21 protein-coding genes are annotated in these 26149 nt (G+C 72.5%); 3 read left to right on the top strand and 18 right to left on the bottom strand.

Annotation, left to right across the window (positions count from 1 at the left end; translation table 11 throughout):
* Positions 1 to 118: 118 nt before the first annotated feature.
* From ilvN to JK361_RS34860, 4 genes are all read right to left on the bottom strand, one after another.
* A complete protein-coding gene (gene ilvN / locus JK361_RS34875) occupies positions 119 to 643 on the bottom strand; it encodes an acetolactate synthase small subunit (protein ID WP_201826087.1) in 525 nt (174 codons plus the stop codon).
* 30 nt (positions 644 to 673) lie between these two features.
* Entirely contained in the window at positions 674 to 2524 is a 1851-nt protein-coding gene (locus JK361_RS34870) for an acetolactate synthase large subunit (protein ID WP_201826085.1), read from the bottom strand.
* A gap of 243 nt (positions 2525 to 2767) precedes the next feature.
* On the bottom strand, positions 2768 to 5788 hold the full coding sequence (locus tag JK361_RS34865; protein ID WP_201826083.1) for a putative bifunctional diguanylate cyclase/phosphodiesterase: 3021 nt from the start codon (positions 5786 to 5788) through the stop codon (positions 2768 to 2770).
* 386 nt (positions 5789 to 6174) lie between these two features.
* Positions 6175 to 7152, bottom strand: a complete 978-nt coding sequence (locus JK361_RS34860) for a 2-hydroxyacid dehydrogenase (protein ID WP_201826081.1) — start codon at positions 7150 to 7152, stop codon at positions 6175 to 6177.
* A gap of 75 nt (positions 7153 to 7227) precedes the next feature.
* On the opposite strand from JK361_RS34860, the gene JK361_RS34855 reads away from it, so the two are divergent.
* Both JK361_RS34855 and JK361_RS34850 read left to right on the top strand, forming a co-directional pair.
* On the top strand, positions 7228 to 8226 hold the full coding sequence (locus tag JK361_RS34855; RefSeq protein WP_201826079.1) for an aldo/keto reductase: 999 nt from the start codon (positions 7228 to 7230) through the stop codon (positions 8224 to 8226).
* Positions 8227 to 8324: 98 nt separating this feature from the next.
* Complete coding sequence (locus tag JK361_RS34850) at positions 8325 to 9482, top strand: PQQ-dependent sugar dehydrogenase (protein ID WP_201826077.1); 1158 nt, start codon at positions 8325 to 8327, stop codon at positions 9480 to 9482.
* Between the two features lie 140 nt (positions 9483 to 9622).
* Here JK361_RS34850 and JK361_RS34845 read toward each other — a convergent pair whose 3' ends face one another.
* The 12 genes from JK361_RS34845 to JK361_RS34790 form a co-directional block, all read right to left on the bottom strand.
* Positions 9623 to 9817, bottom strand: a complete 195-nt coding sequence (locus tag JK361_RS34845; RefSeq protein ID WP_201826075.1) for a DUF6191 domain-containing protein — start codon at positions 9815 to 9817, stop codon at positions 9623 to 9625.
* A gap of 37 nt (positions 9818 to 9854) precedes the next feature.
* Positions 9855 to 12941, bottom strand: a complete 3087-nt coding sequence (locus JK361_RS34840; RefSeq protein ID WP_201826097.1) for a helix-turn-helix transcriptional regulator — start codon at positions 12939 to 12941, stop codon at positions 9855 to 9857.
* 386 nt (positions 12942 to 13327) lie between these two features.
* The gene (locus tag JK361_RS34835) at positions 13328 to 13519 is read right to left on the bottom strand and encodes a hypothetical protein (RefSeq protein WP_201826073.1); all 192 of its coding nucleotides are present in this window, start codon (positions 13517 to 13519) and stop codon (positions 13328 to 13330) included.
* Positions 13520 to 13714: 195 nt separating this feature from the next.
* Positions 13715 to 14419, bottom strand: a complete 705-nt coding sequence (locus tag JK361_RS34830) for a hypothetical protein (protein WP_201826071.1) — start codon at positions 14417 to 14419, stop codon at positions 13715 to 13717.
* Positions 14420 to 14473: 54 nt separating this feature from the next.
* Positions 14474 to 15049, bottom strand: coding sequence for a GNAT family N-acetyltransferase (locus JK361_RS34825; protein WP_201826069.1), 576 nt, complete (start codon positions 15047 to 15049; stop codon positions 14474 to 14476).
* A gap of 325 nt (positions 15050 to 15374) precedes the next feature.
* A complete protein-coding gene (locus JK361_RS34820) occupies positions 15375 to 15818 on the bottom strand; it encodes a hypothetical protein (protein WP_201826067.1) in 444 nt (147 codons plus the stop codon).
* Positions 15819 to 16079: 261 nt separating this feature from the next.
* Positions 16080 to 17594 (bottom strand): Asp-tRNA(Asn)/Glu-tRNA(Gln) amidotransferase subunit GatB, encoded by a 1515-nt coding sequence (gene gatB, locus JK361_RS34815; RefSeq protein ID WP_201826065.1) that lies wholly within the window; start codon positions 17592 to 17594, stop codon positions 16080 to 16082.
* A 15-nt stretch (positions 17595 to 17609) separates the two neighbouring features.
* A complete protein-coding gene (locus JK361_RS34810; protein ID WP_201826063.1) occupies positions 17610 to 17849 on the bottom strand; it encodes a hypothetical protein in 240 nt (79 codons plus the stop codon).
* Positions 17846 to 19345, bottom strand: a complete 1500-nt coding sequence (gene gatA, locus JK361_RS34805; RefSeq protein WP_201826061.1) for an Asp-tRNA(Asn)/Glu-tRNA(Gln) amidotransferase subunit GatA — start codon at positions 19343 to 19345, stop codon at positions 17846 to 17848. The genes JK361_RS34810 and gatA overlap by 4 nt, the downstream gene beginning before the upstream one ends.
* A gap of 5 nt (positions 19346 to 19350) precedes the next feature.
* On the bottom strand, positions 19351 to 19647 hold the full coding sequence (gene gatC / locus JK361_RS34800) for an Asp-tRNA(Asn)/Glu-tRNA(Gln) amidotransferase subunit GatC (protein ID WP_184970566.1): 297 nt from the start codon (positions 19645 to 19647) through the stop codon (positions 19351 to 19353).
* A 125-nt stretch (positions 19648 to 19772) separates the two neighbouring features.
* A complete protein-coding gene (locus JK361_RS34795) occupies positions 19773 to 20267 on the bottom strand; it encodes a cupin domain-containing protein (protein ID WP_201826059.1) in 495 nt (164 codons plus the stop codon).
* Between the two features lie 88 nt (positions 20268 to 20355).
* Positions 20356 to 20727, bottom strand: a complete 372-nt coding sequence (locus tag JK361_RS34790) for a DUF4267 domain-containing protein (protein WP_201826057.1) — start codon at positions 20725 to 20727, stop codon at positions 20356 to 20358.
* An 86-nt stretch (positions 20728 to 20813) separates the two neighbouring features.
* On the opposite strand from JK361_RS34790, the gene JK361_RS34785 reads away from it, so the two are divergent.
* Positions 20814 to 21392, top strand: a complete 579-nt coding sequence (locus JK361_RS34785; protein ID WP_201826055.1) for a TetR/AcrR family transcriptional regulator — start codon at positions 20814 to 20816, stop codon at positions 21390 to 21392.
* 48 nt (positions 21393 to 21440) lie between these two features.
* Here JK361_RS34785 and JK361_RS34780 read toward each other — a convergent pair whose 3' ends face one another.
* Positions 21441 to 23687 carry a putative bifunctional diguanylate cyclase/phosphodiesterase gene (locus JK361_RS34780; RefSeq protein ID WP_201826053.1) on the bottom strand — a complete coding sequence of 749 codons (2247 nt, stop codon included), beginning with the start codon at positions 23685 to 23687 and terminating at the stop codon, positions 21441 to 21443.
* Between the two features lie 259 nt (positions 23688 to 23946).
* Positions 23947 to 26142, bottom strand: coding sequence for an NAD-dependent DNA ligase LigA (gene ligA / locus JK361_RS34775; RefSeq protein ID WP_201826050.1), 2196 nt, complete (start codon positions 26140 to 26142; stop codon positions 23947 to 23949).
* Positions 26143 to 26149 lie beyond the last annotated feature (7 nt).

Raw genomic sequence — 26149 nt, 5'->3', positions numbered from 1 at the left:
CTTTGGGTTCTCTCCTTGTGTGCAGGTGGTGCTCCCACCGTATGACGGCGGGCGGGAAGGAAGTTCGGGGGTCTCGGCATACGGGCGGTCGCTGGTCCCCGGCCGCCCGTTCCCAGTCTTACGCCGTCCGGTCGAGAGCGCGCAGCGAACGGTCCGTGATGGAGCGGGCGCCGCGGCCGATCGCGATCGTGCCGGACTGGACCAGCTCCTTGACGCCGTACGGCTCCAGCATCTTGAGCATGGCGGACAGCTTCTCGCTGGATCCGGTGGCCTCGATGGTGACGGCCTCCGGGGAGACGTCGACCGTCTTGGCGCGGAACAGCTGGACGATCTCCACGATCTGGGAGCGGGTCTCGTTGTCGGCGCGGACCTTCACCAGAACGAGTTCGCGCTGCACGGCCTGACCGGGCTCCAGCTCGACGATCTTCAGCACGTTGACGAGCTTGTTGAGCTGCTTGGTGACCTGCTCCAGCGGGAGGTCCTCCACGCCCACCACGATGGTGATGCGGGAGATGTCGGGGTGCTCGGTGACACCGACCGCGAGGGAGTCGATGTTGAAGCCGCGCCGGGAGAACAGGGCGGCGATCCGGGCGAGGATGCCCGGCGTGTTCTCCACCAGGACGGAGAGCGTGTGCTTGGACATGGTGTTCTGCTCTTCCTTGCCGGTCGAGGGTCAGTCGTCTTCGTTGTCGCCGAAGTCGGGGCGGACGTCCCGGGCGGCCATGATCTCGTCGTTGGAGGTGCCGGCGGCGACCATCGGCCAGACCATCGCGTCCTCGTGGACGATGAAGTCGATGACGACCGGGCGGTCGTTGATGGAGTTGGCCTCCGCGATGACCTTGTCCAGGTCCTCCGGGCGCTCGCAGCGCAGGCCCACGCAGCCCATCGCCTCGGACAGCTTCACGAAGTCCGGCACGCGCGTGCCCTTGGCCTCCGGGTTGATGTCCTCCGGACCGCTGTGCAGCACGGTGTTGGAATAGCGCTGGTTGTAGAAGAGGGTCTGCCACTGGCGGACCATCCCGAGGGCGCCGTTGTTGATGACGGCGACCTTGATCGGGATGTTGTTCAGGGCGCAGGTGGTCAGTTCCTGGTTGGTCATCTGGAAGCAGCCGTCGCCGTCGACCGCCCACACCGTGCGGTCGGGCCGGCCGGCCTTGGCGCCCATCGCGGCCGGGACCGCGTAGCCCATCGTTCCGGCGCCGCCGGAGTTCAGCCAGGTGGCGGGCTGCTCGTACTGGATGAAGTGCGCGGACCACATCTGGTGCTGGCCGACGCCCGCCGCGAAGATCGTGCCCTCGGGCGCGAGCTGCCCGATGCGCTCGATGACCTGCTGCGGCGAGAGCGAGCCGTCCTCGGGCTGGTCGTAGCCGAGCGGGTAGGTCTCGCGCCAGCGGCTCAGGTCGCTCCACCAGGCGGTGTAGTCGCCCTTGTGGCCCTCGCTGTGCTCCTTCTGCACCGCCTGGACCAGGTCGGCGATGACCTCGCGGGCGTCGCCGACGATCGGCACGTCCGCCGCGCGGTTCTTGCCGATCTCGGCCGGGTCGATGTCGGCGTGGACGATCTTGGCGTACGGGGCGAAGCTGTCCAGCTTGCCGGTGACGCGGTCGTCGAAGCGGGCTCCGAGGGCGACGATCAGGTCGGCCTTCTGCAGCGCGGTGACGGCGGTGACCGCACCGTGCATGCCCGGCATTCCCACGTGCAGCGGGTGGCTGTCGGGGAACGCGCCGAGCGCCATCAGGGTGGTGGTGACGGGCGCTCCGGTGAGTTCGGCGAGGACCTTCAGCTCGGCGGTGGCCTGCGCCTTGATGACGCCGCCGCCGACGTAGAGGACGGGTCGCCTGGCGGAGGTGATCAGCTTGGCCGCTTCGCGGATCTGCTTGGCGTGCGGCTTGGTCACCGGGCGGTAGCCGGGCAGGTCCATGGTGGGCGGCCAGGTGAAGGTGGTCTTCGCCTGGAGGGCGTCCTTGGCGATGTCGACCAGGACCGGGCCCGGGCGGCCGGTGGAGGCGATGTGGAACGCCTGCGCGATCGTCCGCGGGATGTCCTCGGCCTTGGTGACGAGGAAGTTGTGCTTGGTGATCGGCATGGTGATGCCGACGATGTCCGCCTCCTGGAAGGCGTCCGTGCCGATCGACTTCGAGGCGACCTGGCCGGTGATCGCGACCATCGGCACCGAGTCCATGTGCGCGTCGGCGATCGGCGTGACCAGGTTGGTGGCGCCCGGCCCGGAGGTGGCCATGCAGACGCCGACCTTGCCGGTGGCCTGCGCGTAGCCGGTGGCCGCGTGGCCGGCGCCCTGCTCGTGCCTCACCAGGACGTGGCGCACCCGGGTGGAGTCCATCAGCGGGTCGTAGGCCGGCAGGATCGCGCCGCCGGGAATGCCGAATACCGTGTCCGCGCCGACCTCCTCGAGGGAGCGAATGAGGGACTGCGCACCCGTGACGTGCTCGACGGGGGCGGACTGCTGTCCTCCGGAACGGGGCCGCGGCTGCGGATGGTGGGCCCCGGTGGCCTGCTCGGTCATCGGCATTCTCTTCTCGATGCTGAGGGTTTTTGCGAGGTTTGTACGGAGTTCAAGCGCTGCACGAAAGGCACTCGTGCAACAAAAAACCCCTCGTGCCGCAAGGCAAGCGAGGGGAGCGCGCCGGATAGGTCGCTGGGGATTCCGGATCGTCCTCCGGTGGGTCCCAGCTCAGCCGACGCGCTTTCCAAGTACGAGAATTCGGGTGCGCATGGCACTGACCCTCCCCCCGGCACGCACCACGTGTCAAGTGGGTGGGACGGGAGTCTCAGAATGTGAGCGAAGGGCACTGCCGCCTCCGAAGACAGCGGGGACACTCCCGGTGTACACCCCCTTCGGCTCGCGCACACTGCCTACGAACGCCGGTTCCACCGGGGCGTGCGGCACCGGGTAGTGGCCGGATCCGAGCGCCCGGCACAGCCGGTACTCGTCCAGCGGACCGGCGAACGCCATGCCCTGTCCGTGGGTGCAGCCCATGGCGCGCAGTGCGACCACCTGCTCGGGCAGGTCGACGCCCTCCGCCACCGACTGGAGCCCGAGATCGCCGGCGATCCGCAGCAGACCGCTGGTGATCTTGTGCAGCCGCGCGGACTCGACCACGCCCTCGACCAGGCTGCGGTCGAGCTTGAGGATGTCCACGGGCAGCCGCCGCAGGGCCGTGATGGCCGCGTAGCCGCTGCCGAAGCCGTCCAGCGCGATCCGCACCCCCAGCCTGCTGAGCGCGGTCAGCCGCCGCTCCAGTTCGTCCAGGGAGACCCGGGGGTCGGTGTCGGACAGCTCGATGACCAGCGCCCCGGGCGGCAGCCCGTGCCGGGTGAGCAGCGCCTCCACCGAGCCCAGCGGCGTCGAGCGGTCCAGCAGCCGCCCGGCGCCCATCCGCACCGCCACCGGCACGACGAGCCCGGTCGTGGCCCGCTCGGCCGCCTGCTCCACGGCCTCCTGGAGGATCCAGCGGTCCAGCTCGGCGGTCTTGTCGCCGTCCTCGGCCACCCGCATGAACTCGGCCGGTGTGAACAGCACCCCCTGGGAGGAGCGCCAGCGCGCCTGCGCGGAGACCGCCGTGACACGCCCGTTCTGAAGACACACCACGGGCTGGTGCAGCAGCGTGAACTCGCCGTCGTGGAGCGCGGCACGCAGGCGCGTGGCCAGCTCCGCCTTGCGGACGACGTCCTGCTGCATCTGCGGTTTGTACAGCTCGACCCGGCCCTTTCCGGCCGATTTCGCGCGGTACATCGCCAGGTCGGCGTTGCGCAGCAGCTCGCCCGCGCCCAGACCCGGTTCGGCGAAGGCGACGCCGATGGACGCGTTGACCCGGACGTCGTTGCCGTCGATGGCGTACGGCTGGGAGAGGGTCACCCTGAGGCGGTCGGCGAGCTCCAGGATGTTCCGTTCCCGGGCGGCGCGGTCCCGGGTGCCGTCCCCGACGATCAGGGCCGCGAACTCGTCCCCGCCGAGCCGGGAGGCGGTGTCCCCGTGCCGGACGGCGTCCTGGAGTCTGCGCGCGGCCTGGATGAGCAGTTCGTCCCCGGCCTGGTGCCCGATGGTGTCGTTGACGGCCTTGAAGCCGTCCAGGTCGATGAAGAGCACGGCCGTGCCGCGCAGGGCGGCGCCCCGGTCGGTGGCCCGGCGGCCGGACAGGGCCTGCTGCACGCGCCGGGTGAACAGCGCGCGGTTGGGCAGGTCGGTCAGCGGGTCGTGTTCGGCGTTGTGCTGCAACTGCGCCTGGAGGCGCACCCTCTCCGTGACGTCCCGGCTGTTGAAGATGAGCCCGCCGTGGTGGCGGTTGACGGTCGACTCGACGTTGAGCCAGCCGCCCTCGCCGGAGCGGAACCGGCACTCGATGCGCGTGGTGGGCTCCTGGAGCGGGCTGGCGGCGAGGAAGCGGCGCACCTCGTGCACCACGCAGCCCAGGTCCTCCGGGTGGATGAGGCCGGCCAGCTCGGTGCCCACCAGGTCCTCGGCGGGCCGGCCGTACACCCCGGCGGCGGCCGGGGAGACGTACCGGAGGATGCCGTTCGGCGCGGCGATCATGATGACGTCGCTGGAGCCCTGCACCAGGGAGCGGAAGTGGTTCTCCTTCTGCGCCAGTTCCTGGGTGAGGGTGATGTTGTCCAGCAGCATGATGCCCTGCCGGATGACGAGTGCCAGCACCACGGCGCCCGCGGTGATCAGCACGACGTGGTCGGGTCTGCGGCCGTTGAGGACGCTGTACAGGATGCCCAGGGTGCACACGGCGGCGGCGAGGTACGGGGTGAGGGCGGCGAGGGAGCCGGTGAGCGGCCGGCCGGCCGGGTACCGGCTGGGCTCGCCGCCCGGCGCGGACGACGGTGTGTGGTGGTGGCCCGGACTCCGCTGGCCCGGCACGTGCTCGTGCACCACGCGCGTGTGCCCGTCGCCCGCGCGTGCCTCCTGCGCGCCCCGGCGCCGGGGCGCGGCCCAGGGCGCGTAGGCGAGCAGCAGCGAACCGGCGAACCAGCCCGCGTCCAGCAGCTGCCCGGAGCGGTAGCTGCTGTGCAGCAGCGGCGAGGTGAACAGGGCGTCGCACATGACGGTCAGTGCGAGCGCGCCGATCGCGGTGTTCACGGCGGTACGGTTGCCCGGGGCACGGCGGAAGTGCAGGGCGAGGACCATGCTGACGAGGGCGATGTCGAGCAGCGGGTAGGCCAGCGACAGCGCGGCGTGCGCCACGCTCGACCCGTCGAACCGGGCCGCCTGGGCGAGCGCGAGGCTCCACGAGAGGGTCAGCAGCGAGCCGCCGATCAGCCAGGCGTCCAGCCCGAGACAGATCCAGCCCGCCCTGGTCACCGGTCGCTTGGCGAGCACCAGCAGGCCCACGATGGCGGGCGGCGCGAAGCACAGGAAGAACAGGTCGGCGTAGCTGGGGCTGGGGACGGCCCGGCCCAGCACGACCTCGTACCACCCCCAGACCGCGTTGCCCAGGGCGGCCATGGCCGAGGAGAGGGCGAACAGCAGCCAGGCCGAGCGGAAGCGCACGCGCCGGCTGCGGGCGTACAGGAAGCAGGAGACGGCGGCGGTACCCGCCGCCGCGCTCAGTCCGAAGTCGCCCATGACCAGTGCGACCTGGTCCGTTCCCCAGTCGAACGCGGCTCCGACGGCGTAGGCCGCGCAGACCAGGGCGAGGACGAGTTGTTCCATCAGCCGGGTGCCGTCGCCCAGGACGGGCCGGCGGGACGGCGGCGCCTCGTGCGGATGCGGTGCGCGCACCGCGTCGTCGAGGGTGGTCGTCGCGGAGGGCGGGGCGCTCACCGGGGCCTCCCGGTAAGCGCCGCTCCCGGGTCCCGACGGACCCGGTGCGCCGGGTGCGCATGCCTGCGACGGCCGCTGTGCCTGCGCTGGTGGTGGCTGTGGTGGCTGGTGTGGTGGCCGCGTCGCCGCGTGGCCGTGCGCCAGGGTCGCCGTCGGCGGCTCCGCCGCGTCGGATCGTTCGTCCATAGGCCGTGCATCGCCCGTCGCCCCCCTCACAAAATCTGAAATGTCCATCCCCGGCGCCGAATGGTCAGCGGCGCAGCCCCTGTCGGGACGATACACCAGGATCGTCACTCAGGGACATAGTGTCTCTACTCTCCGTGACGACCAGGGGATATGCGCGCACGGGGCGCGTCCGAAAGATTGCGGAGGGTGCCGGAAGCGGACTACCGCCCGGTTGCTCCCGCCGTTCCGGGTCCGGTGGTAAGGATCACGTTCCGCAGTGGTTCCTGGTGGACGAACCGGGTCAACTGGTCGACGAGCAGCCGCTTGGCGCGGGGCAGGAAGGCCGAGGAGGGCCCGCCGACATGGGGGCTGATCAGCACGCCGGGCGCCTGCCACAGGGGATGTCCCGGGGGCAGCGGCTCGGGGTCCGTGACGTCCAGGGCGGCGGTGATCCGGCCCCGTTCCAGCTCGGCGAGGAGCGCCTTGGTGTCGACCACGGGGCCGCGCGCGACGTTGACCAGCAGCGCCCCGTCCTTCATCCGGCCGAGGAAGTCGGCGTCGACAAGCCCCCGGGTGTCCTCGGTGAGCGGCGTGCAGAGGATCACGACGTCCGCTTCCGGAAGCAGTGAGAGCACATCGGTGATCGGGTGCACAAGACCGCGCGCCGTGGTGCGCCGGGAGCGCGCGAGGCGCGCCACCCGCGCCACTTCGAACGGGACGAGCCGGTCCTCGATGGCTGCGCCGATGGCCCCGTAACCGACGATCACGACGTTCTTGTCGGCGAGGGACTGGTGGAAGCCGGGCGCCCAGCGCTCCTGGCGCTGGGCGCGGACGAACCCGGGGATGCCGCGCAGCGCGGCGAGGGTCAGCGTGAGCGCCAGCTCGGCCGTGCTCGTCTCGTGCACCCCGCGGGCGTTGCACAGCCGGACACCGGGCGCGATCGCCGACAGCCGTGCGGTGATGTCGTCCACGCCGGCGGTCAGCGTCTGGATGAGCCGGACGTTCGTCAGGTGCTCCAGCGGTGCCACCCGGACCGACAGCCGCTTCATGTAGGGCACCACGTACACGGCGCACTCCGCGGGGTCTCCGGGAAACGGCTGGTCACCGTTGTCACCGCCGTCCCAGAACAGGTACCGGGGTCCCTCGGGCAGACCGTCGATCCCCTCGGGCGGAATGGGAAGCCAGACGTCTGAAGTCATGCAAGGAGGCTATGTCAGGCCGCCGTGGGTGCAGAGGTTAGGTTGGTGGCCGGGCAGAGGGAGGTTCACGAGCAGGTGGAGCGCAGGACGATCGGCGCGGGGGGACTCGCGGTGGGGGCCGTCGGACTCGGATGCATGCCGATGAGCTGGGCGTACAGCGGATCGCGACAGCGCGGTGACCAGTCGGTCAGAACCGTGCACCGGGCGCTGGATCTGGGCTGCGACCTCCTGGACACCGCGGACATGTACGGTCCGTTCACCAACGAGCTGCTGCTGGGCCGGGTGCTCAGGGAGCGGCGCCGGGACGCCTTCGTGTCCACGAAGGCGGGGCTGCTGGTGGGCGAGCAGCACATCGTGGCCAACGGCCGCCCGGGTTATGTGCGGCGGGCCTGTGACGCCTCGCTGCGCCGGCTCCAGACCGACGTGATCGACCTCTACCAACTGCACCGGGCCGATCCCGAGGTGCCCGTCGAGGAGACGTGGGGCGCGATGGCGGACCTGGTGCGGGCGGGGAAGGTGCGGGCGCTGGGCCTGTGCGCGGTGGGTGCGCGGGGCGGGCGCCGCGCGGGCGGCGGGCTGTACGACACGACGCTGCGTCAGTTGCAGCGGGTGCAGCAGGTGTTCCCGGTGAGCGCGGTGCAGGCGGAGCTGTCGGTGTGGTCCCCGGAGGCGCTCCTGGCGCTGCTGCCCTGGTGCGAGGCGCGCGGGGTGGGTTTCCTGGCGGCGATGCCGCTGGGCAACGGGTTCCTGACCGGCACGCTGACGCCGGGCGAGGGCTTCGAACGGGACGACCTGCGCGCCCGGCATCCCCGGTTCACCGCCGAGATGATGGCGGCCAACCAGCCGATCGTCGCGGGTCTGCGCCGGGTCGCCCGCCGGCACGGCGAGCACGTCACCCCGGCGCAGGTGGCCCTGGCCTGGGTGCTGGCGCAGGGCCGTCATGTGATCGCGCTGCCGGGCACCAAGCGGGAGCACTGGGCCGCCGAGAACGCGGCGGCAGCCGGCCTGCGGCTGACCGCGCAGGACCTGGCGGAGGTGGCCCGGCTGCCGGCGGCCCAGGGGTCGTGGGACTGAGGTTCCCGGTCATCGGTTGCCCGGTAGCGGGAACCCGGCGGGCGCCGACGGTGTATGAGAGGGAGAGGGTGCCGTTCCACCGCCGCCTCGAAGGGACCATGATCGTGCGACGTCGAGCCGTACCGGCCGTGCTGGCCGCGACCGTCCTGCTGCTGACGGCCGGCTGCTCCTCCGGTGGCGGGGAGCTGCCGGGCGCGCGGCCCGCCGCCACCACGTCCGGCGCCACCGCTCCCGCGCCGGGCACCGAGTCGGCGGCCCCGGCCAAGGGGTCGGTGGAGGTGCTGCGCACGGTGGCCGAGGGCCTGAAGACACCGTGGGGACTGGCCGCGTTGCCCGGCGGCGGTCTGCTGGTCTCCTCCCGGGACGACGGGACGGTCACGCGGATCGACGAGAAGACGGGGAAGAAGACCGAGCTGGGCACGGTCTCCGGGGTCTCCCCGGCCGGCGAGGGCGGTCTGCTGGGCATCGCCCTTTCCCCCGACTACGCCTCGGACCACATGATCTACGCCTACTTCACCTCGGCCTCGGACAACCGCATCGTCCGCATGCTGTACGACGAGCGGAAGCCGGCCGGTGAGCAACTGGGCGCTCCGGACACGGTGTTCAAGGGCATCCCCAAGGGTGTCATCCACAACGGCGGCCGGATCGCGTTCGGCCCTGACGGCATGCTGTACGCGGGCACCGGCGAGAGCGGGCAGCGGGGGCTGGCCCAGGACCGGAAGTCGCTGGGCGGCAAGATCCTGCGGCTGACCCCGGACGGCGAGCCGGCGCCGGGCAACCCGTTCCCCGGCTCCCCCGTGTACTCGTACGGCCACCGGAACGTCCAGGGCCTGGCCTGGGACGACCGGCAGCGGCTGTTCGCCTCGGAGTTCGGGCAGGACACCTGGGACGAGCTGAACGCGATCAAGCCCGGTGACGACTACGGCTGGCCCGAGGCCGAGGGCGAGTCCTCCGGCACCGGCCTGCACAACCCGCTCGCCCAGTGGCACACCGACGAGGCCTCCCCCAGCGGCGTCGCCTACGCGGACGGCGTGATCTGGATGGCGGGACTGAAGGGCCGGCGCCTGTGGCGGGTTCCGCTGCGCGGCACGCAGGCCGCGGCGGCCCCGCAGGCCTTCCTCACCGGCGCCTACGGCCGTCTGCGCACGGTGGCACCGGCGGGCGGCGGCAAGCTGTGGCTGGTCACCAGCAACACGGACGGCCGGGGCGAGCCGAAGAAGGGCGACGACCGGATCCTGGAGCTGCGGGTGAGATGAGCGCCGCCATCGCACGCGACCGCGCGTCGCCGGTGCGTCATCGTGCCGCCGCCGACCCGGCCCGCGCCTTTCCGGCCGCCGCCAGCCCGGCCCGCGTCTTGCCGGCTGCGTCTTGCCGGGGCGTCGCCGCGTCGCCGCGCTCAGCCGGCTTCGGGCTCGTCCTCGTCGCGCGACGTTTCCGGCAGGCGTATCACCGCCTTGCCCGACGCGAGGTCGATGGGGCCACGGCCGGGATCGTTGTCGCCGACGTCCTCACGGGTCAGTTCGAGCCGGTTCTGTTCGTCCCGGGTGTGCTTGCGGCCGGGCGAGAACAGCTCCTCGAAGACGTTGAACACGGCTCCCCCTTGTTGCCCGTTTTCTCCAGCCTAGGTCTCAGCCCGGCGCTTCGGCAGCGAGCGTCCCGGCCACGGCAGCAGACGTCCCGGCCACGGCAGCAGACGTCCCGGCCACGAACAGGCCCAGGCGGTGCGCCACCGCCGCCGCCTCGCCCCGGCCCGAGACGCCGAGCTTGCCCAGGATGTTGGAGACGTGGACGCTCGCCGTCTTCGGGGAGATGAACAGCTCCTCGGCTATCTGGCGGTTGGTGCGGCCGGCCGCGACCAGGCCGAGGACGTCCCGCTCCCGGTTGGTCAGGCCGAGCGCCGCCACGGGGTCGGCGGGGGCCGGGACCTGCCCCGAGGCGCCGCCCAGGGTGAGGCGGGCGCGCTGGGCGAGCCGCGCCACCGCTTCGGCGAGCGGACGGGCCTCCAGATGGGCGGCGACCGCCGCGGCCAGCCGGAGCAGCTCCACCGCGCGGTCGCGCTCGTCGTCGCCGCCCTCGGCCAGCAGCGCCCCGGCGAGGCGGTGGCGGACCCGGGCGAGGTCGTAGGGACGGTCCAGACACTCGAAGGCGGTGACGACCGGGGACCAGGTGTCGACGGTGTCCCGGCCTGCCGCGCGCCGGAGTTCCGCCCGGGTCCACTGCCCGTAGGCCTGCCAGAGGGGGACGCCGGTGGTGAGGGTCCGTACGGCCGTCGTGACGCGGTCGAGGGTCTCGGAACGGCCGGGCCGGGCGGCGGGCAGGGTACGGGCGTCGGCCTCGGCGGTGGCGGCGGCCAGCAGCAGGGGCCAGGCGTGGCGGTGGGTGCCGGGCGGGAATCCGGCGTCCAGTGCCGGGAGCAGTGCCGCGCGGGCGTCGGCGATCCGGCCCTCCGCCGCGGCGACGCCGAGGGCGATGCGGGCCAGCGGCAGGTCCTGCTGGGGCCGGCGGTCGTGGGTGCCGTACCAGGTGCGGGCGTCGGCGAGTTGCCGGCCGGCCTCGGCGAGGTCGCCGCGGGCCAGGGCGAGGTGGGCCAGGCGCAGGGCGCCCGCGGCGCGGGGCTTGGCGCTGTGGCCGACCCGGGTCGCGTGCACGGCGGCCTCGGCGGCCTCCCGCCACTGGCCCAGCGAGTACAGCGCGTCGGACAGGTTGCCCCAGGCCCAGGCCCCGGAGTCGAGCAGGCCGTACCGGCGGCAGAAGTCGATGCCCTCGCGCAACAGGGGGACGGCCTCCCGGTCCCGGCCGACGCTCTGGAGCGCGGACGGCAGATTCACGTAGGCGCGGCCCGTGACGGGGTGCACGTTCTCCGCCCGGGTGTCCCGCAGGACCTGTCGCAGCTGCGCGAGGCCGGCCTCCGGGTCGCCGGACTCCACCGTCAGGCCGGCCAGGGTGAGCAGGGCGTGCAGTTCGGTCTCGCGGGCGCCCACCATCCGCGCGTACTCCACGGCCCGTTCGGCGGCGGCGAGCGCCTCGGGGCCGGGCCGGTGCTGCATGGACCAGTTGGCGGCGACCGCCAGCACCTCGGCGTGCACCTCGGACGGCGGCAGGCCGCGCACCAGGTCCTGGGCGGTGGCCAGTTCCTGCCGGCCGTCGCCGCGGGCCAGGGCCTGTACCAGCCGGGAGCGCTGCACCCAGAACCATGCGGCGCGCAGCGGGTCCCGCTCCTCCTCCAGCAGCCGCAGGGCCCGCTTGGTGATCTTCAGGGCGCGTTCGCGTTCGCCGCCGAAGCGGCCCGCCACCGCCGCCTCGGCCATCAGGTCGAGGTAGCGCAGCGGGGTGGTGGCCGGGTCGCAGCCGCACGGAGGGTAGACCTCGGCGTAGTCGACGGGGCGAAGGGCGGAGCGCACCTCCTCCGGGGCGCCGTCCCACAGTTCCATCGCCCGTTCCAGCAGGCCGAGCTGCTCGGTGTACGCGTGCCGGCGGCGGGCGACGACGGTGGCGGCCAGGACGGCGGGCAGGGCCTTCGCGGCGTCGTTCGCCTGGTACCAGTAGCTGGCCAGGCGCATCACGCGGGCGTCGGCGGGGACGAGTGCCGGGTCGGCCTCCAAGGCCTCGGCGTAGCGGCGGTTGAGCCGGGAGCGTTCGCCGGGCAGCAGGTCGTCGGCCACGGCCTCGCGGACCAGGGAGTGCCGGAAGCGGTAGCCGTCGCCGGTGCGGGTGACGGTGAGGATGTTGGCGCCGACGGCGGCCCGCAGCGCCTCGATAAGGTCGTCCTCGGTGAGCCCGGCCACGGCTTCGATCAGCCGGTACTCCACCGTGGAGCCGCCCTCGGCGACGATCCGGGCGACGCGCTGGGCGCTCTCGGGCAGCGCCTCGACCCGGACCAGGAGCAGGTCGCGCAGGGAGTCGGTGAGGCCGGTGCAGCTGCCCTCGCAGGCGGCGACGGCGAGTTCCTCGATGAAGAAGGCGTTGCCGTCGGAGCGTGCGTAGATCTCGTCCACGTGGGCGGGGTCGGGTTCGGCGGCGAGGATGCCGGCGATCTGACGGCCGGCCTCCTCGCGGGTGAAGCGGGCGAGTTCGATGCGGCGGACGGTGCGCAGCCGGTCGAGTTCGGCGAGCAGGGGGCGCAGCGGGTGGCGGCGGTGGATGTCGTCGGAGCGGTAGGTGGCCAGGACGAGGAGACGGCCGGCGCGCAGGGTGCGGAAGAGGTAGGCGAGCAGGTGGCGGGTGGAGGCGTCGGCCCAGTGCAGGTCCTCCAGGACGAGCACGACGGTGTGGCCGGCGGCGACCCGTTCCAGCAGCCGGGCGGTGAGCTCGAACAGGCGGGCCATGCCCTGTTCGTCGTGGCGGCCGGGGGCGGCCTCGCCGAGGTCGGGCAGCAGCCGGGCCAGTTCCTCCTCCTGGCCGGCCGCCGCGGCGGCGAACTCCCCGGGCAGGGCGTCGCGCAGGGCCCGCAGCGCGGTGGAGAAGGGGGCGAACGGCAGCCCGTCGGCACCGATCTCCACGCAGCCGCCGACGGCGACGACGGCGCCGCGGCCGGCCGCGGCCGCGGCGAACTCCTCCACGAGGCGGGTCTTGCCCACGCCCGCCTCACCGCCGAGCAGCAGCGCCTGCGGCTCGGCCGCGCAGGCGCGGGCGAGCGCGTCGTTCAGCGTGGCCAACTCTTCGGTGCGGCCGACGAACACGGGACTGACGGACCTGGTCTCCACGGGCCCGAGCATCGCACGTTGCCGGGACGGCCCGGCACCGGTTTTCCACAGGCCCCGTGTGATGGTCGTACCGGCCGTACCGGGACTCGGCCGGGTCGGCGTCGACTCCGGCGCGGGCTCCGCCTCCGGATTCGGCTGCGGTTCGGGCTCCGGCTCCAACTCCAGCTCCAGCTCCAGCCCCGACTTGGGCATCGGCCCCGGTTTCGGTTTCGGATTCAGCTGCGGTTTGTGCTCCGGTGTCGGGCTCGGCTCTGGCGTCGAGTTCGGCGCCGGCTTCGGCTTCGGCTTCGGACGTGCCGTACCCACAGGGGAAAGGGCCGTACGGCTCTGCTGGAGAGCCGTACGACCCTGTGGCCACGAGCGCCCGACCCCCGTACGGCCGCTCTCCGCCCCCGCGGTCACGCGGTGTGCGGCAACCGGAGCCTGCGGGGGCGGTCGGTATGCGACTCGGCGACCGGGGTGCCGTCGCCGGCACCGCCCGAGCGGCGGGCGGCGCGCCGGGAACGCACGGCCTCACGGGCCAGGCGCTCCTGCTGGGCCGTGCGGCGCAGGTCGGCGGACCGGAGCCGGTGCAGTTCGAACTCGTACATGGCGTGTCCTTCGGGAGAGTCGGTGTCGTGCGTCGCTTTCCGCGATGCCTCCACTTTCGTCTCCCAGGGGGGTCTGCCACATCGGGAGAGTTCCGCATCTTCGGGCGGCGGGCGGGCCGCACGCGCGCGTAAGGGGCCTTAGGACGTCCCTGAGGTGGACGAGGATTCCCTAAGGCCCCTGGGAGCTGCGGTTTCTCAGCCGGCCGACGGCAGTGCGAGCAGTGCGTCCGAGTACTTCAGGACGGCCAGGAGGAGCCCGATGACGCCCAGTGAGACGCCCGCCCAGGCGACCGACTTGATCCAGGCGGCCTGCGGGCGGCCGGGGGCGCCGAACGCGGGCCGGACCAGCACGACCACGCCGGTGACCAGCGCGGCCACGGCGAACAGGCCGGCCCACAGGGCGGTGGTGTGCCAGGCGTCGCCGTAGACCTCCTTGACCTGCTTGGCGACGCTCGCGGTGGAGGACGTCTGGAGCTGGCCCACGAGCTGCTCGCGGGCGGATGCGACGGTGCCGATCCAGCCGCCGCTGAGCGAAACCAGGCCCAGCGCCGCCGACACGACGGCTCCGGCGCCCTGGCCGACCCCGGAGGGCGCCTTCCCTCCGGCGCCGGTCCCGTCGCCGTCCGCGTCGTCCGCGGCGTCCGCGGCGTCCGCGGCGTCCGCGGCGTCCGCGGCGTCCGCGGCGTCCGCGGCGTCCGCGGCGTCCGCGGCGTGCTCAGCGTGTGCCGCGTCCGCAGTCGCCTCGGTGGCTCGTTCCCCGGGCTCCGCGGCTTCGGGAGCCCGTGTCTCCGTGGCTTCGGGAGTCCGTGCCTCCTCGGCGGCACCGGCCGCCGCCGTCGTCTCGTCGTCCTTGTGTGCCTCGGTGCCGGCCTCGGCGCCGTCCGCTGTCTTCGTTGCCATGCCTGGCACCGTACGGACGCCGTCTGAGAGGCCCCTTAATGATCGAAAACCGTGTCAGTGATCGTCCTGCGCGGTACGCGCGCGTGCCGCACGCCATTCGGCGGCGAGCACCGCCCAGATCTCGGTGCTGGTACGCACGCCCCGGTGCGGGTAGTTCTCGCGGAGCACGCCCTCGCGGGTCATGCCCAGGCGCCGGGCCACGCTGATGCTCGGCTCGTTGGCCGAGGACACATGCCACTCCACCCGGTGCATGCCGCGCTCCTCGAAGGCCCAGTCGAACAGGACCCGCAGGCCGCGCGTGACCAGCCCGCGTCCGGCCGCCGCCGGTTCCAGCCAGCAGCCGGCCTCGCAGACCCCGCTCGGGGTGTCCCAGACGCGGAACAGCAGGCCGCCGACGAGCTTGCCGTCCAGCCAGAGCCCGTGCAGGCTGCCGGCGTCGGCGCCGCGCTTGTCGGCGTACGACTTCAGCCAGGCATGGGCGCCGTCGAGATCGGACACCGCGTCCGCCAGGCCGATGTGCCGGCCGATGAACTCCCGTCCCCGGTCTATGTTGTCGAGAAGCTCCCCTGCGTGCCACACCTCGAGGGGCCGCAGTTCGGCGCCGTCGTCACCGAGCGATGTCGCGTACATCGTGCCGTTCTTCCTTCCGCAGTTCGTCCACCGGCCACGGTCCGTCCACTGACCGCAGTTCGTCCACTGACCGCAATTCGTCCACCGGCCACAGTTCGTCCACCGGCCGCGATCCGCGTACCGGACGCGGCCGGTGCACCGGCCGTCGCTCGTGCACCGGCCGCGCTTCGTCCACATGCCGCAAGCTCGTCAGCCGGGACCGAGCGAGCCTCTCATACGCGGCACGGCATCCCGGCGGTCCCGCGGATGCCGATCCCGAGCCGATGCGCGGCAGGGTCCGGGACGACGGCGGAGTCGGCCGTCCGGCCGGGGCGGCGGCGGAACCTCAGTCGAACTGGTCTCCGAACGCCATGATCATCGTCCCGGCGATCAGCAGCCACAGGGCCCTGCGGGTGCGGCCCCTGGACCCGAGCACCGTTGCGGCCGCGCACACGGCGGCGCCCAGGGCATAGGCGGCGGACGCGAGCGCGGGGGCGGAACCGGCCGCCCGGAACAGCGCGGCGGCCAGCCCGGCCAGCGTCAACAGCGCGCCGGTGCCGACGGCGATCCAGCGGGCCCGCCGGGCGTCCCCGACGTACTCCTCGCCGTCCCGTCCGGCTTCGCCGTCCTCGCCGTCCTCGCCGAGTCCGGCCTCGACGGTGTCCCTGGTGTCCCGGGCATCCGCGCCGACAACGGCGTCCGCGGTGCCCTCGGCGGCTTCGGCGGCCCGGGCGGTCTGGGTATCCGTGGCTATCACGGGCTCGGTGTCGGAATCGGTGCGTCCACTCATGGCGGGCGAGCGTACCGCCTCCGGTGGGAGGAACCCGGCGCGGGGCGGTGCCTTCGGCCGCTGCGGACGGCCGCCAGCCAACGGCCGCAGGCTCACGGCCCGGAGGGTGTGCCTCCGAGTCCGTCGAGGAGAAACCCGGACTCGTCGTGCGTACCGCCCCGGAGAACGCCTCCGCAGAACGCCCCCGGACAGCTCGTCGAGGAGAGAACGTGCACACGGCCCCGGAGGGTTGCCTCCGGGGCCGTACGGTGCGGTGCGGGCTCAGCCCTCGCTGACGCCCAGCTTCTCCAGGATCAGCTCCTTGACGCGGGCCGCGTCGGCCTGGCCGCGCGTGGCCTTCATGACCGCGCCGACCAGGGCGCCGGCCGCGGCCACCTTGCCGCCGCGGATCTTGTCCGCGATGCCCGGGTTGCCGGCGATGGCCTCGTCGACCGCCGTGCCGAGCGCGGAGTCGTCGGAGACGACCTTCAGACCGCGCTTGTCGACGACCTCGTCCGGGGTGCCCTCGCCCGCGAGGACGCCCTCGATGACCTGGCGGGCCAGCTTGTCGTTCAGGTCACCCTTCGCGACCAGCTCGGTGACCCGGGCCACCTGCTGCGGCGTGATCGCCAGCTCGTCCAGCGACTTGCCGGACTCGTTGGCGCTGCGCGCCAGTTCGCCCATCCACCACTTGCGGGCGGAGGCGGCGTCGGCACCGGCGTCGATCGTGGCGACGATCGGGTCCAGCGCACCGGCGTTGAGGATCGCCTGCATGTCGGTGGCCGAGATGCCCCACTCGGCCAGCAGCCGGGTGCGGCGGGCCAGCGGCAGCTCGGGCAGGGCCGCGCGGATCTCCTCCACCCACTCGCGCGAGGGGGCGACGGGGACCAGGTCGGGCTCCGGGAAGTACCGGTAGTCCTCGGCCTCCTCCTTCACGCGGCCCGAGGTCGTGGACCCCGTGTCCTCGTGGAAGTGGCGGGTCTCCTGGATGATCGTGCCGCCCGAGGACAGCACGGCCGCGTGCCGCTGGATCTCGAAGCGGGCCGCACGCTCCACGGAACGCAGCGAGTTGACGTTCTTCGTCTCGGAGCGGGTGCCGAACTTCTCGGTGCCGTGGGGACGCAGCGACAGGTTCACGTCGCAGCGCATCTGGCCCATCTCCATGCGGGCCTCGGACACGCCGAGGGCACGGATCAGCTCGCGCAGCTCGCGGACGTACGCCTTCGCCACCTCGGGGGCGCGCTCGCCGGCGCCCTCGATCGGCTTGGTGACGATCTCGATGAGCGGGATGCCCGCGCGGTTGTAGTCGAGGAGGGAGTGCGAGGCGCCGTGGATACGGCCCGTCGCGCCGCCGACGTGCGTCGACTTGCCGGTGTCCTCCTCCATGTGGGCGCGCTCGATCTCCACGCGGAAGGTCTCGCCGTCCTCCAGCTGCACGTCGAGGTAGCCGTTGAAGGCGATGGGCTCGTCGTACTGGGAGGTCTGGAAGTTCTTCGGCATGTCCGGATAGAAGTAGTTCTTCCGGGCGAAGCGGCACCACTCGGCGATCTCGCAGTTCAGCGCGAGACCGATCTTGATCGCGGACTCGACGCCGGTCGCGTTGACGACCGGGAGCGCGCCCGGCAGGCCGAGGCAGACCGGGCAGGTCTGCGAGTTGGCGTCGGCACCGAGCGCGGTCGAACAGCCGCAGAACATCTTGGTCTTGGTGCCGAGTTCGACATGGACCTCGAGGCCCATGACGGGGTCGTACGACGCCAGCGCGTCCTCGTACGACACCAGGTCGGTCGTGGTGGTCACGGTGAAACTTCCCTCTCAGCCCAGCAGGACGTCGTCGTCGCCCAGCCGCTTCAGCTCGCGGTAGAGGATGGCGAGGCCGGTGGCGATGCCGGCGGCGGTGACGACGGCGTCGACGAGTCGCAGCGTGTCGTTCTCGGCGCGGGCCTTCTTGATCTGCTTCACGGCGCCGAACGCGCCGAACGCGGTGGCGGCCATGGACAGGTACGTACCGGACTTGGACTTCTTGAAGCCCTTGGCCTTGGTCAGTGCGCTCACAGCGACGGTGCCTCCTCCAGCAGCGGGTGGCCCCACTTTTCCACGAAGGCGGCCTCGACGGCGGCGCCCACCTTGTACAGCCGGTCGTCCTTCATCACCGGGGCGATGATCTGGAGGCCGACCGGGAGGTTGTCCTCCGGGGCGAGACCGCAGGGAAGGGACATGGCCGCGTTGCCCGCCAGGTTGGTCGGGATGGTGCACAGGTCCGCGAGGTACATCGCCATCGGGTCGTCGGCGCGCTCGCCGATCGCGAAGGCGGTCGTCGGGGTCGTCGGCGAGACGATCACGTCGACCTGCTCGAACGCCTTGTCGAAGTCCTGCTTGATCAGCGTGCGGACCTTCTGGGCGCTGCCGTAGTACGCGTCGTAGTAGCCGGAGCTGAGGGCGTACGTGCCGAGCATGATGCGGCGCTTGACCTCGGGGCCGAAGCCGGCCTCGCGGGTGAGGGAGGTGACCTCCTCGGCCGAGTGGCCGCCGTCGTCACCCGCGCGGAGGCCGTAGCGCAGGCCGTCGAAGCGGGCGAGGTTGGAGGAGCACTCGGACGGCGCGATCAGGTAGTACGCCGACAGGGCGAGGTCGAAGGACGGGCAGTCCAGCTCGACGATCTCGGCGCCCAGCCCCTTGAGCAGCTCGACCGACTCGTCGAAGCGCTGGATGACACCGGCCTGGTAGCCCTCGCCGCGGAACTGCTTGACCACGCCGACGCGCATGCCGGCGACGGAACCGTTGCGGGCGGCCTCGACCACCGGCGGGACCGGCGCGTCGATGGAGGTGGAGTCCAGCGGGTCGTGCCCGGCGATCACCTCGTGCAGCAGGGCCGCGTCCAGGACCGTGCGGGCGCAGGGGCCGCCCTGGTCGAGGGAGGAGGAGAACGCCACCATGCCGTAGCGGGACACCGCGCCGTAGGTCGGCTTCACGCCGACCGTGCCGGTGACGGCGGCCGGCTGGCGGATGGAACCGCCGGTGTCGGTGCCGATGGCGAGCGGGGCCTCGTACGAGGCGAGCGCGGCGGAGGAACCGCCGCCGGAGCCGCCGGGGATCCTGGTGAGGTCCCAGGGGTTGCCGGTCGGGCCGTAGGCGCTGTTCTCGGTGGAGGACCCCATGGCGAACTCGTCCATGTTGGTCTTGCCGAGGATGACGACGTCGGCGGCCTTCAGCCGCTTGGTGAGCGTCGCGTCGTACGGCGGGATCCAGCCCTCGAGGATCTTCGAGCCGACGGTCGTGGGCACGCCCTCGGTGGTGAAGATGTCCTTGAGCGCGAGCGGGACGCCGGCCAGCGGGCCGAGCTTCTCGCCGCGGGCCCGCTTCTCGTCCACGGCACGGGCCTGGGCGAGGGCGCCCTCGCGGTCGACGTGCAGGAAGGCGTGCACCTTCTCGTCGACGGCCTCGATGCGGGCGAGGTGGGCCTCGGTGACCTCGACCGCGGTGAGCTCGCCGGAGGCGATCCTCTCGGCGATCTGCGCGGCCGTGAGCTTGATGATGTTGCTGTCCGTCATGGTGGTCACTCCTCCCCCAGGATCTGCGGCACCTTGAAACGCTGCTGCTCCTGGGCGGGGGCGCCGGAGAGCGCCTGCTCGGGGGTGAGCGAGGGACGGACCTCGTCCGGCCGCATGACGTTCGTCAGCGGGAGCGGGTGCGAGGTCGGCGGTACGTCTTGGTCGGCGACCTCGCTGACGCGGGCGACCGCGCCGATGATGTCGTCCAGCTGGCCTGCGAAGTGGTCGAGTTCTTCGGGCTTCAGCTCCAGACGCGCCAGCCGGGCGAGGTGGGCGACCTCCTCGCGCGTGATGCTCGGCATGCAGCGATCCTCTGGGGTGAGTGTGTGTGGTTTGGGCCCAATCCTATGGGGCGGTGGCCGGTGCCCGTGAAACGGTTTCCCCGGGCACCGTCCTGCACCGTCCTCACCGGCGGCTCACCGGCGGCTCACCGATGGCGGCCGTCCCAGGCCTCGCTCTTCAGGAAGTGGTTGTCGTACAGCTCCTGGACCTCCAGCAGGCTCTGCGGGGTGGCCTCGCCGAGGCGGATGCGCTGGAGGTGGCGGAAGTACCCGAAGCGCTCGACGCCCGGGGCGATGACGATGAGCAGATCGGCGGTGCTGCCGGGGGCGGCGGCGAAGGCGTGGGGGCGGTCCGGCGGGACGATGATCAGATCACCGCGTTCGGCGGTGACGACGTCGTCGCCGGAGAGGACCTCGGCCTCGCCGTCGAGCAGGTAGAACATCTCGGCCGAGTTGCGGTGGACGTGCGGGCGGGCGCCGTCTGCGCCCTCGGCGAGGGTGACCCGCACGGTGGACAGCGCGCCACCGCTGGCACTGCTGTCGGCCAGCAGCTTGACGCCGACCGGGGCGCCGCCGAGCACCTCGGCCTCCGCGTCCCGGACCAGCACGGTGTCGTCGAACCTGGGCACGAACAGCGACATGGTGACGCTCCCCCTGTTGATGTCGTCGGACCGTGAGAGCAGTCCGGTGGATGCCGTCGGACCGCGAAGAGCAGTCCGGTGGACGCCGTCAGACCGCGAAGAGCAGTCCGGCACTGATCAGTACAACGATCGCGGTGGCGAAGTGGATCCCGAAGGCGACGGCTTTCGCGCCGCCGTTCCGCAGGACTATCAGGGTGTCGAGGAGCGGGACGAGTGCCACGCAGACCATGAACCAGGCCTCGGCGCGGGATCCCGCGAAGGCGAGCAGGGCGAGCCCCGTCAGACCGAAGGTGCCGTCCCGGAGCCCCTTGACCGACAGGTAGGCGCGGGCGTCTCCGCCCGGGCCGGCCGGGACGCCGTACCCGGCCGCCGCGGGGCCGGGCTGGAACCAGAACCGGTAGCCGAGGAACACGCAGAACAGGTCGAGCAGGACGGCCAGGGTGTAGGCGGTGACGGTCACGTCTTCCTCCGATCTAGCAGCGCTAGGGACAGGAGCGAAGCTAGCAGAGCATCGGCAGATTGGCTAGCAACGCTAGAATCGCTGGTATGTCGATCCAGGCGCGCCGGGAGCGCGAACGAGCGGAACGCGAGCGGCTGATCGTCACGGCCGCACGGGAGCTGGCGGAGACGGAGGGCTGGGACGCGGTGACCACGCGCCGGCTGGCCGCCGAGATCGAGTACAGCCAGCCGGTCCTCTACAGCCACTTCAAGGGCAAGGAGGCGATCATGGCGGCGGTCGCGGTGCAGGGCTGCGCCGACCTGGCGGTGGAGCTGCGCCAGGCCCGCGCGGCGGCACCGGGCGTACGGGAGGCGCTGGCGGCGGTGGCGGAGACGTACACGTCCTTCGCGCGCCGCAGGCCCGCCCTCTACGACGCGATGTTCACGCATCTGGTGCCCCTGCCGTTCGCCACGCAGGAGGCACCGGAACCGCTGCGCGAGGCGTTCGGCCGGCTGCTGGCGGCCGTGGAGCCGATCGCGGCCGACGGCGAGGACCCCGGCCTGCTCACGGAGACGTTCTGGGCGGCTCTGCACGGCCTGGCGACGCTGACGCGCAGCGGCAGACTGCCAGAACCCGCGCACGAGCAACGTCTGGCGTTGCTGATCGGCCACTTCACGGGCGGCTGAACACGCCGAGGGACACCGCCCGGCCGGGCGAACGGGCGGGCGGGCGGACTACTCGGCGGCGGGCAGCGCGGCGGGCGGGCGCTGCCACCCGCGGGAACCCCGTGCCAGCAGCCACGCGGTCGCCTCCTCGGGAGGCATCGCGGCGGCCACCAGCCAGCCCTGTACGGCGTCACAGCCCAGGTCCCGCAGGCGTTCCCAGGTCTCGTCGTCCTCCACGCCCTCGGCCACGACGAGCAGGCCCAGCGAATGGGCCAGGTCGACGGTGCAGCGCACGATCTCGGCGTCCTCGGCGTCGACGGCCAGCCGGGCCACGAAGGAACGGTCGATCTTCAGCTCGCTGACGGGCAGCCGCCGCAGGTGCACCAGGGACGAGTACCCGGTGCCGAAGTCGTCCAGGGACATCTTCACGCCGTGCCCGGTGAGCCCGGCGAGGGTGTCGGCGGCCCGCTGCGGATCCTCCAGCAGGACGTGTTCCGTGATCTCCAGCTGGAGCGCCCCGGCGGGGACACCGTGCCGGGCCAGCCGTGCGGCGACGGAGCCGGCGAAGCCGGGCGTGTGGACGTCACGCGGGGAGACGTTGACGGCGACCGGCACCCGCAGGCCCTGCGCGCGCCACCGGGCGACCTGGCCGAGCGCGGTCTCCAGGACGTACTCGGTGAGGTGGGGCATGAGCCCCGAGGACTCGGCTATCGCTATGAACTCGTCCGGCGGAACCTTCCCTCGCTCGGGGTGCACCCAGCGCACCAGCGCCTCCAGGCCGGCGACCTGTCCGTCGAAGCGGACCTTGGGCTGGTAGTGCAGCTGCACCTCGTGCGCGTCCAGGGCGCGGCGCAGGTCGCCCAGCAGGCCGAGGCGGTCCGGGGTGTTGGAGTCCCGCTTGGACTCGTACACCTCGACGCCCGTACGGTCCCTTTTCGCCTGGTACATCGCGACGTCGGCGCGGCGCAGCAGCCCTTCGGCGTCGAGCGCGTGATCGGGGAAGACCGCGACGCCGGCGCTGGCCTCCAGGACGAGGGTCAGCCCGTCCAGGTCGAGCGGGGAACTGAGGGCGGTGACGAGTCCGCGGGCGACGCGCGTGGCCGACGTGGTGGAGTCGGCTACGGGCAGTAAGACGGCGAATTCGTCCCCTCCGAGCCGGGCGGCCTCGGCGCCGCGCGGCAGGGCCAGCCGGAGCCGGTCGGCGATCTGGAGCAGCAGCCGGTCGCCGGCCAGATGGCCGAGCGTGTCGTTCACCGACCGGAAGCGGTCGAGGTCGATCAGCATGAGCGCGGCGCGGGCCCCGATGCGCTCGGCGTCGTCGAGGGCGGTCCAGATCCGCTCCAGCAGCCACTGCCGGTTGGGCAGCCCGGTCAGCGGGTCGCGCAGCTGCTCCTCGGCGCGGGCGCGGGCCATCCAGAGCGTGGAGTCCAGGGCGATGAGGGGGATGGCGAACAGCGGGAGCAGGACCGGCTGGGCGTCGGCGACGACGCACACCAGGGGCGCGATGCCGAGCAGTGCGACGGCGACCAGTCCCTGTCTGACCAGGGCGGTGCGGGCGACGGTGGGCACCCCGCCGCCGCGCGGCGCGTGCAGGTACCACAGCAGGCCGCGGCTGACGGCGAGATAGGCGACCGCGACCAGGACGACCTCGGGGACGGTGGTGACGGTCCAGGTGCCGGGCCGCCAGGGCTCCTCCACGCCGGGGACCCGGCCGAACGCGCCGAGCAGCAGGGCGCCGACACCGATGCCGAGGACGTCCACCGCGCCGTGCAGCACGCCCTGCCGCCAGTGGTGCCGGCGGGCGATGCCGACCAGGACGACGACGGTGAGGCTGACCAGTCCCGCCGGCAGCCAGCCGTACAGCAGCAGGACGGCGAGGGTGAGGGCGGCGCCCGATCCGGTGCCGCCCCACCAGCGGGCGCGGCCCAGCATCACCAGGTGACCGACGATGACGCCGGTGAGCAGGGCCAGCGCCCAGCCGACCGTGCCGGAGGGGAAGAGGGCGTGGTGGCCGGTGTAGGCGCGGTAGAAGCCGGCGGCCAGGGCGAGTCCCGCGGCGGCGACGATGACCGCGGGCAGCGCCGGCCAGGACAGCTGCCGGCCGGTGTCGGCGTCGGCGTCGGACAGCGCGGGGGCGGGCGCGATGGCCGGCGGCAGGGGGTTCGGGGCTTCGATGGCGGTGCCCGGGCCGGCGGGGCGCGGCCGCGCGCCCCGGCGCCCGTCGGCCCGCCCGGTCCACCGGTTCCCGCGCCACGCGCCCACGCGGCGGCGCAGGCGCAGCCGTGAGTCCGGGGCGACGCTCTCGGTCGGTTCCATTCCCGTCCCTCTCACAGCCGGCGGTGCCCACGCCACGCGGCCCGATGCCCGACAACCATCAGCAGCGCCGCGTCGAAGAAACCCTCCCCCGGCCTCTGGAGGGCACGGAGATGCCCCAGCCGCAGCTGGGCACGGCAGGCGCACACCTCAACAGTAGGCCGCGGAAGGCTTCCACGGGCAGCGGTCTCCGACGGTTGCCCGAATGCGCCCGGGCCACCCGTATGCAACTGATATGCGCCGATCGGGTGGCCTTCAACCGCTACTCCCCGGTCGGAAGCGCGACTTCGGCCGCCGCTTCGGGGCCCTGCTCCAAGAGGACGCCGAAACCGTCCTCGTTCAGAACCGGAACCTTCAGCTGCATGGCCTTGTCGTACTTCGATCCGGGGTTGTCACCCACGACGACGAACGAGGTCTTCTTCGAGACCGAACCGGTCACCTTCGCGCCCCGGCTCTGCAGTGCCTCCTTGGCGCCGTCCCGGGTGAAGTTCTCCAGCGTGCCGGTGACGACGACCGTGAGCCCCTCCAGCGGACGCGGCCCCTCGTCCTCGCCGGACGACTCCTCCTCCAGCGGGACACCCGCGGCCTTCCACTTGCGGACGATCTCGCGGTGCCAGTCCTCGGCGAACCACTCCTTGAGCGCGGCGGCGATGATCGGGCCGACGCCGTCGGTGGCGGCCAGCTCCTCCTCGGTCGCCTGCTCGATGCGGTCGACGGAGCGGAACTCGCGGGCCAGGGCCTGCGCGGCCACCGGTCCCACGTGCCGGATGGACAGCCCGTTCAGGAAACGGGCGAGCGGACGGGACTTGGCCGCCTCGATGTTCGCCAGCAGGGCGAGGGTGTTCTTCTTCGGCTCGCCCTTCTGGTTGGCGAAGACCGTGACGACCTTCTCCTCACCGGTCCTGGGGTCGCGCTTGGGCAGGCCGCTGTCGGGGTCGAGGACATACGCCTTGATCGGCAGCAGCTTCTCCACCGTCAGGTCGAACAGGTCGCCCTCGTCGACCAGCGGCGGGTCCGCCGGCTCCAGCGGACGGGTGAGCGCCGCGGCGGCCACCGCGCCGAAGTGCTCGATGTCCAGGCACTCGCGGCCCGCCAGGTACGAGACCCGCTCCCGCAACTGGGCGGGGCACGTACGGGCGTTGGGGCAGCGGAGGTCGATGTCGCCCTCCTTCATGGGCCGCAGCGCCGTGCCGCACTCGGGGCACTCGCCGGGCATCACGAACTCCCGCTCGCCGCCGTCCCGCAGGTCGACCACCGGGCCGAGGATCTCCGGGATGACGTCACCGGCCTTGCGGATGACCACCGTGTCACCGATGAGCACGCCCTTGGCCTTGACGACCTCCTGGTTGTGCAGGGTGGCGAACTCCACCTCGCTGCCCGCGACCGTGACCGGCTCGACCTGGGCGTACGGGGTGACGCGGCCCGTGCGGCCGACGCCCACCTTGATGTCGACGAGCTTGGTGTTGACCTCTTCCGGCGCGTACTTGTAGGCGATCGCCCAGCGGGGGGCCCGCGCGGTGGAGCCGAGCCGCCCCTGGAGCCGGATCTCGTCCAGCTTGACCACGACACCGTCGATCTCGTGCTCGACGGAGTGGCGGTTCTCGCCGTAGTACGCGATGAACTTCCGTACGCCGTCGAGGTCGTCGACCACGCGGTTGTGCCGGGAGGTGGGCAGGCCCCAGGTCTTGAGCAGGTCGTACGCCTGGGAGAGGCGGGTCATGCCCGTGTAGCCCTCCAGGGCGCCGATGCCGTGGACGACCATGTGCAGCGGGCGGGTGGCCGTGACCCGCGGGTCCTTCTGGCGCAGCGACCCGGCGGCGGCGTTGCGCGGGTTGGCGAAGGGCTTGTCGCCGGCCGCGACCAGGCGTTCGTTCAGTTCGAGGAACTTCTCCATCGGGAAGTAGACCTCGCCGCGGATCTCCACCAGGTCGGGCACCTCGTCGCCCTGGAGGCGGTCCGGGATCTCCGCGATGGTGCGGACGTTCGGCGTGATGTCCTCGCCGGTGCGGCCGTCGCCGCGGGTCGCCGCGCGTGTGAGGCGCCCGTGCTCGTAGGTGAGGTTGACCGCCAGGCCGTCCACCTTCAGCTCGCACAGGAAGTGGTAGGTCTGGCCGCCCAGTTCCCTCGCGATGCGTTCGGCCCAGGCGGCCAGTTCGTCGTCGTTGAAGGTGTTGTCGAGCGACAGCATCCGCTGGCGGTGCTCGACCGCCGTGAACTCCGTCGCGTACGACCCCGCGACCTTCTGGGTGGGCGAGTCCGGGGTGCGCAGCTCCGGATGCTTCTCCTCCAGGGCCTCCAGGGTCTTCAGGAGGGTGTCGAACTCGGCGTCGCTGATGACGGGAGCGTCCTTCACGTAGTACCGGAAGCGGTGCTCCTCGATCTGCTCAGCGAGCTGCGCGTGCCTGTCACGTGCCTCGGCGGGCACTGCCGTCTCCGCCTGCTGCTTGTCGCCGGCCACCGTGTTG

The organism is Streptomyces musisoli (genome assembly GCF_016741855.1).
Classification (GTDB): Bacteria; Actinomycetota; Actinomycetes; order Streptomycetales; family Streptomycetaceae; genus Streptomyces; species Streptomyces musisoli.
The sequence above is the reverse complement of the archived record's forward strand: the minus strand, read 5'-3'. Positions and strand labels throughout refer to the sequence as shown.

Excerpts from the sequence above, each read along its gene's own strand:
- JK361_RS34785 (WP_201826055.1), top strand. The coding sequence starts at position 20,814 with ATGTCGATCCAGGCGCGCCGGGAGCGCGAACGAGCGGAACGCGAGCGG.
- JK361_RS34795 (WP_201826059.1), bottom strand. The coding sequence starts at position 20,267 with ATGTCGCTGTTCGTGCCCAGGTTCGACGACACCGTGCTGGTCCGGGAC.
- JK361_RS34780 (WP_201826053.1), bottom strand. The coding sequence starts at position 23,687 with ATGGAACCGACCGAGAGCGTCGCCCCGGACTCACGGCTGCGCCTGCGC.
- JK361_RS34820 (WP_201826067.1), bottom strand. The coding sequence starts at position 15,818 with ATGAGTGGACGCACCGATTCCGACACCGAGCCCGTGATAGCCACGGAT.
- JK361_RS34830 (WP_201826071.1), bottom strand. The coding sequence starts at position 14,419 with ATGGCAACGAAGACAGCGGACGGCGCCGAGGCCGGCACCGAGGCACAC.
- JK361_RS34860 (WP_201826081.1), bottom strand. The coding sequence starts at position 7,152 with ATGACTTCAGACGTCTGGCTTCCCATTCCGCCCGAGGGGATCGACGGT.
- JK361_RS34825 (WP_201826069.1), bottom strand. The coding sequence starts at position 15,049 with ATGTACGCGACATCGCTCGGTGACGACGGCGCCGAACTGCGGCCCCTC.
- JK361_RS34835 (WP_201826073.1), bottom strand. The coding sequence starts at position 13,519 with ATGTACGAGTTCGAACTGCACCGGCTCCGGTCCGCCGACCTGCGCCGC.
- gatA (WP_201826061.1), bottom strand. The coding sequence starts at position 19,345 with ATGACGGACAGCAACATCATCAAGCTCACGGCCGCGCAGATCGCCGAG.
- JK361_RS34850 (WP_201826077.1), top strand. The coding sequence starts at position 8,325 with ATGATCGTGCGACGTCGAGCCGTACCGGCCGTGCTGGCCGCGACCGTC.
- ilvN (WP_201826087.1), bottom strand. The coding sequence starts at position 643 with ATGTCCAAGCACACGCTCTCCGTCCTGGTGGAGAACACGCCGGGCATC.
- gatC (WP_184970566.1), bottom strand. The coding sequence starts at position 19,647 with ATGCCGAGCATCACGCGCGAGGAGGTCGCCCACCTCGCCCGGCTGGCG.
- JK361_RS34870 (WP_201826085.1), bottom strand. The coding sequence starts at position 2,524 with ATGACCGAGCAGGCCACCGGGGCCCACCATCCGCAGCCGCGGCCCCGT.
- JK361_RS34840 (WP_201826097.1), bottom strand. The coding sequence starts at position 12,941 with ATGCTCGGGCCCGTGGAGACCAGGTCCGTCAGTCCCGTGTTCGTCGGC.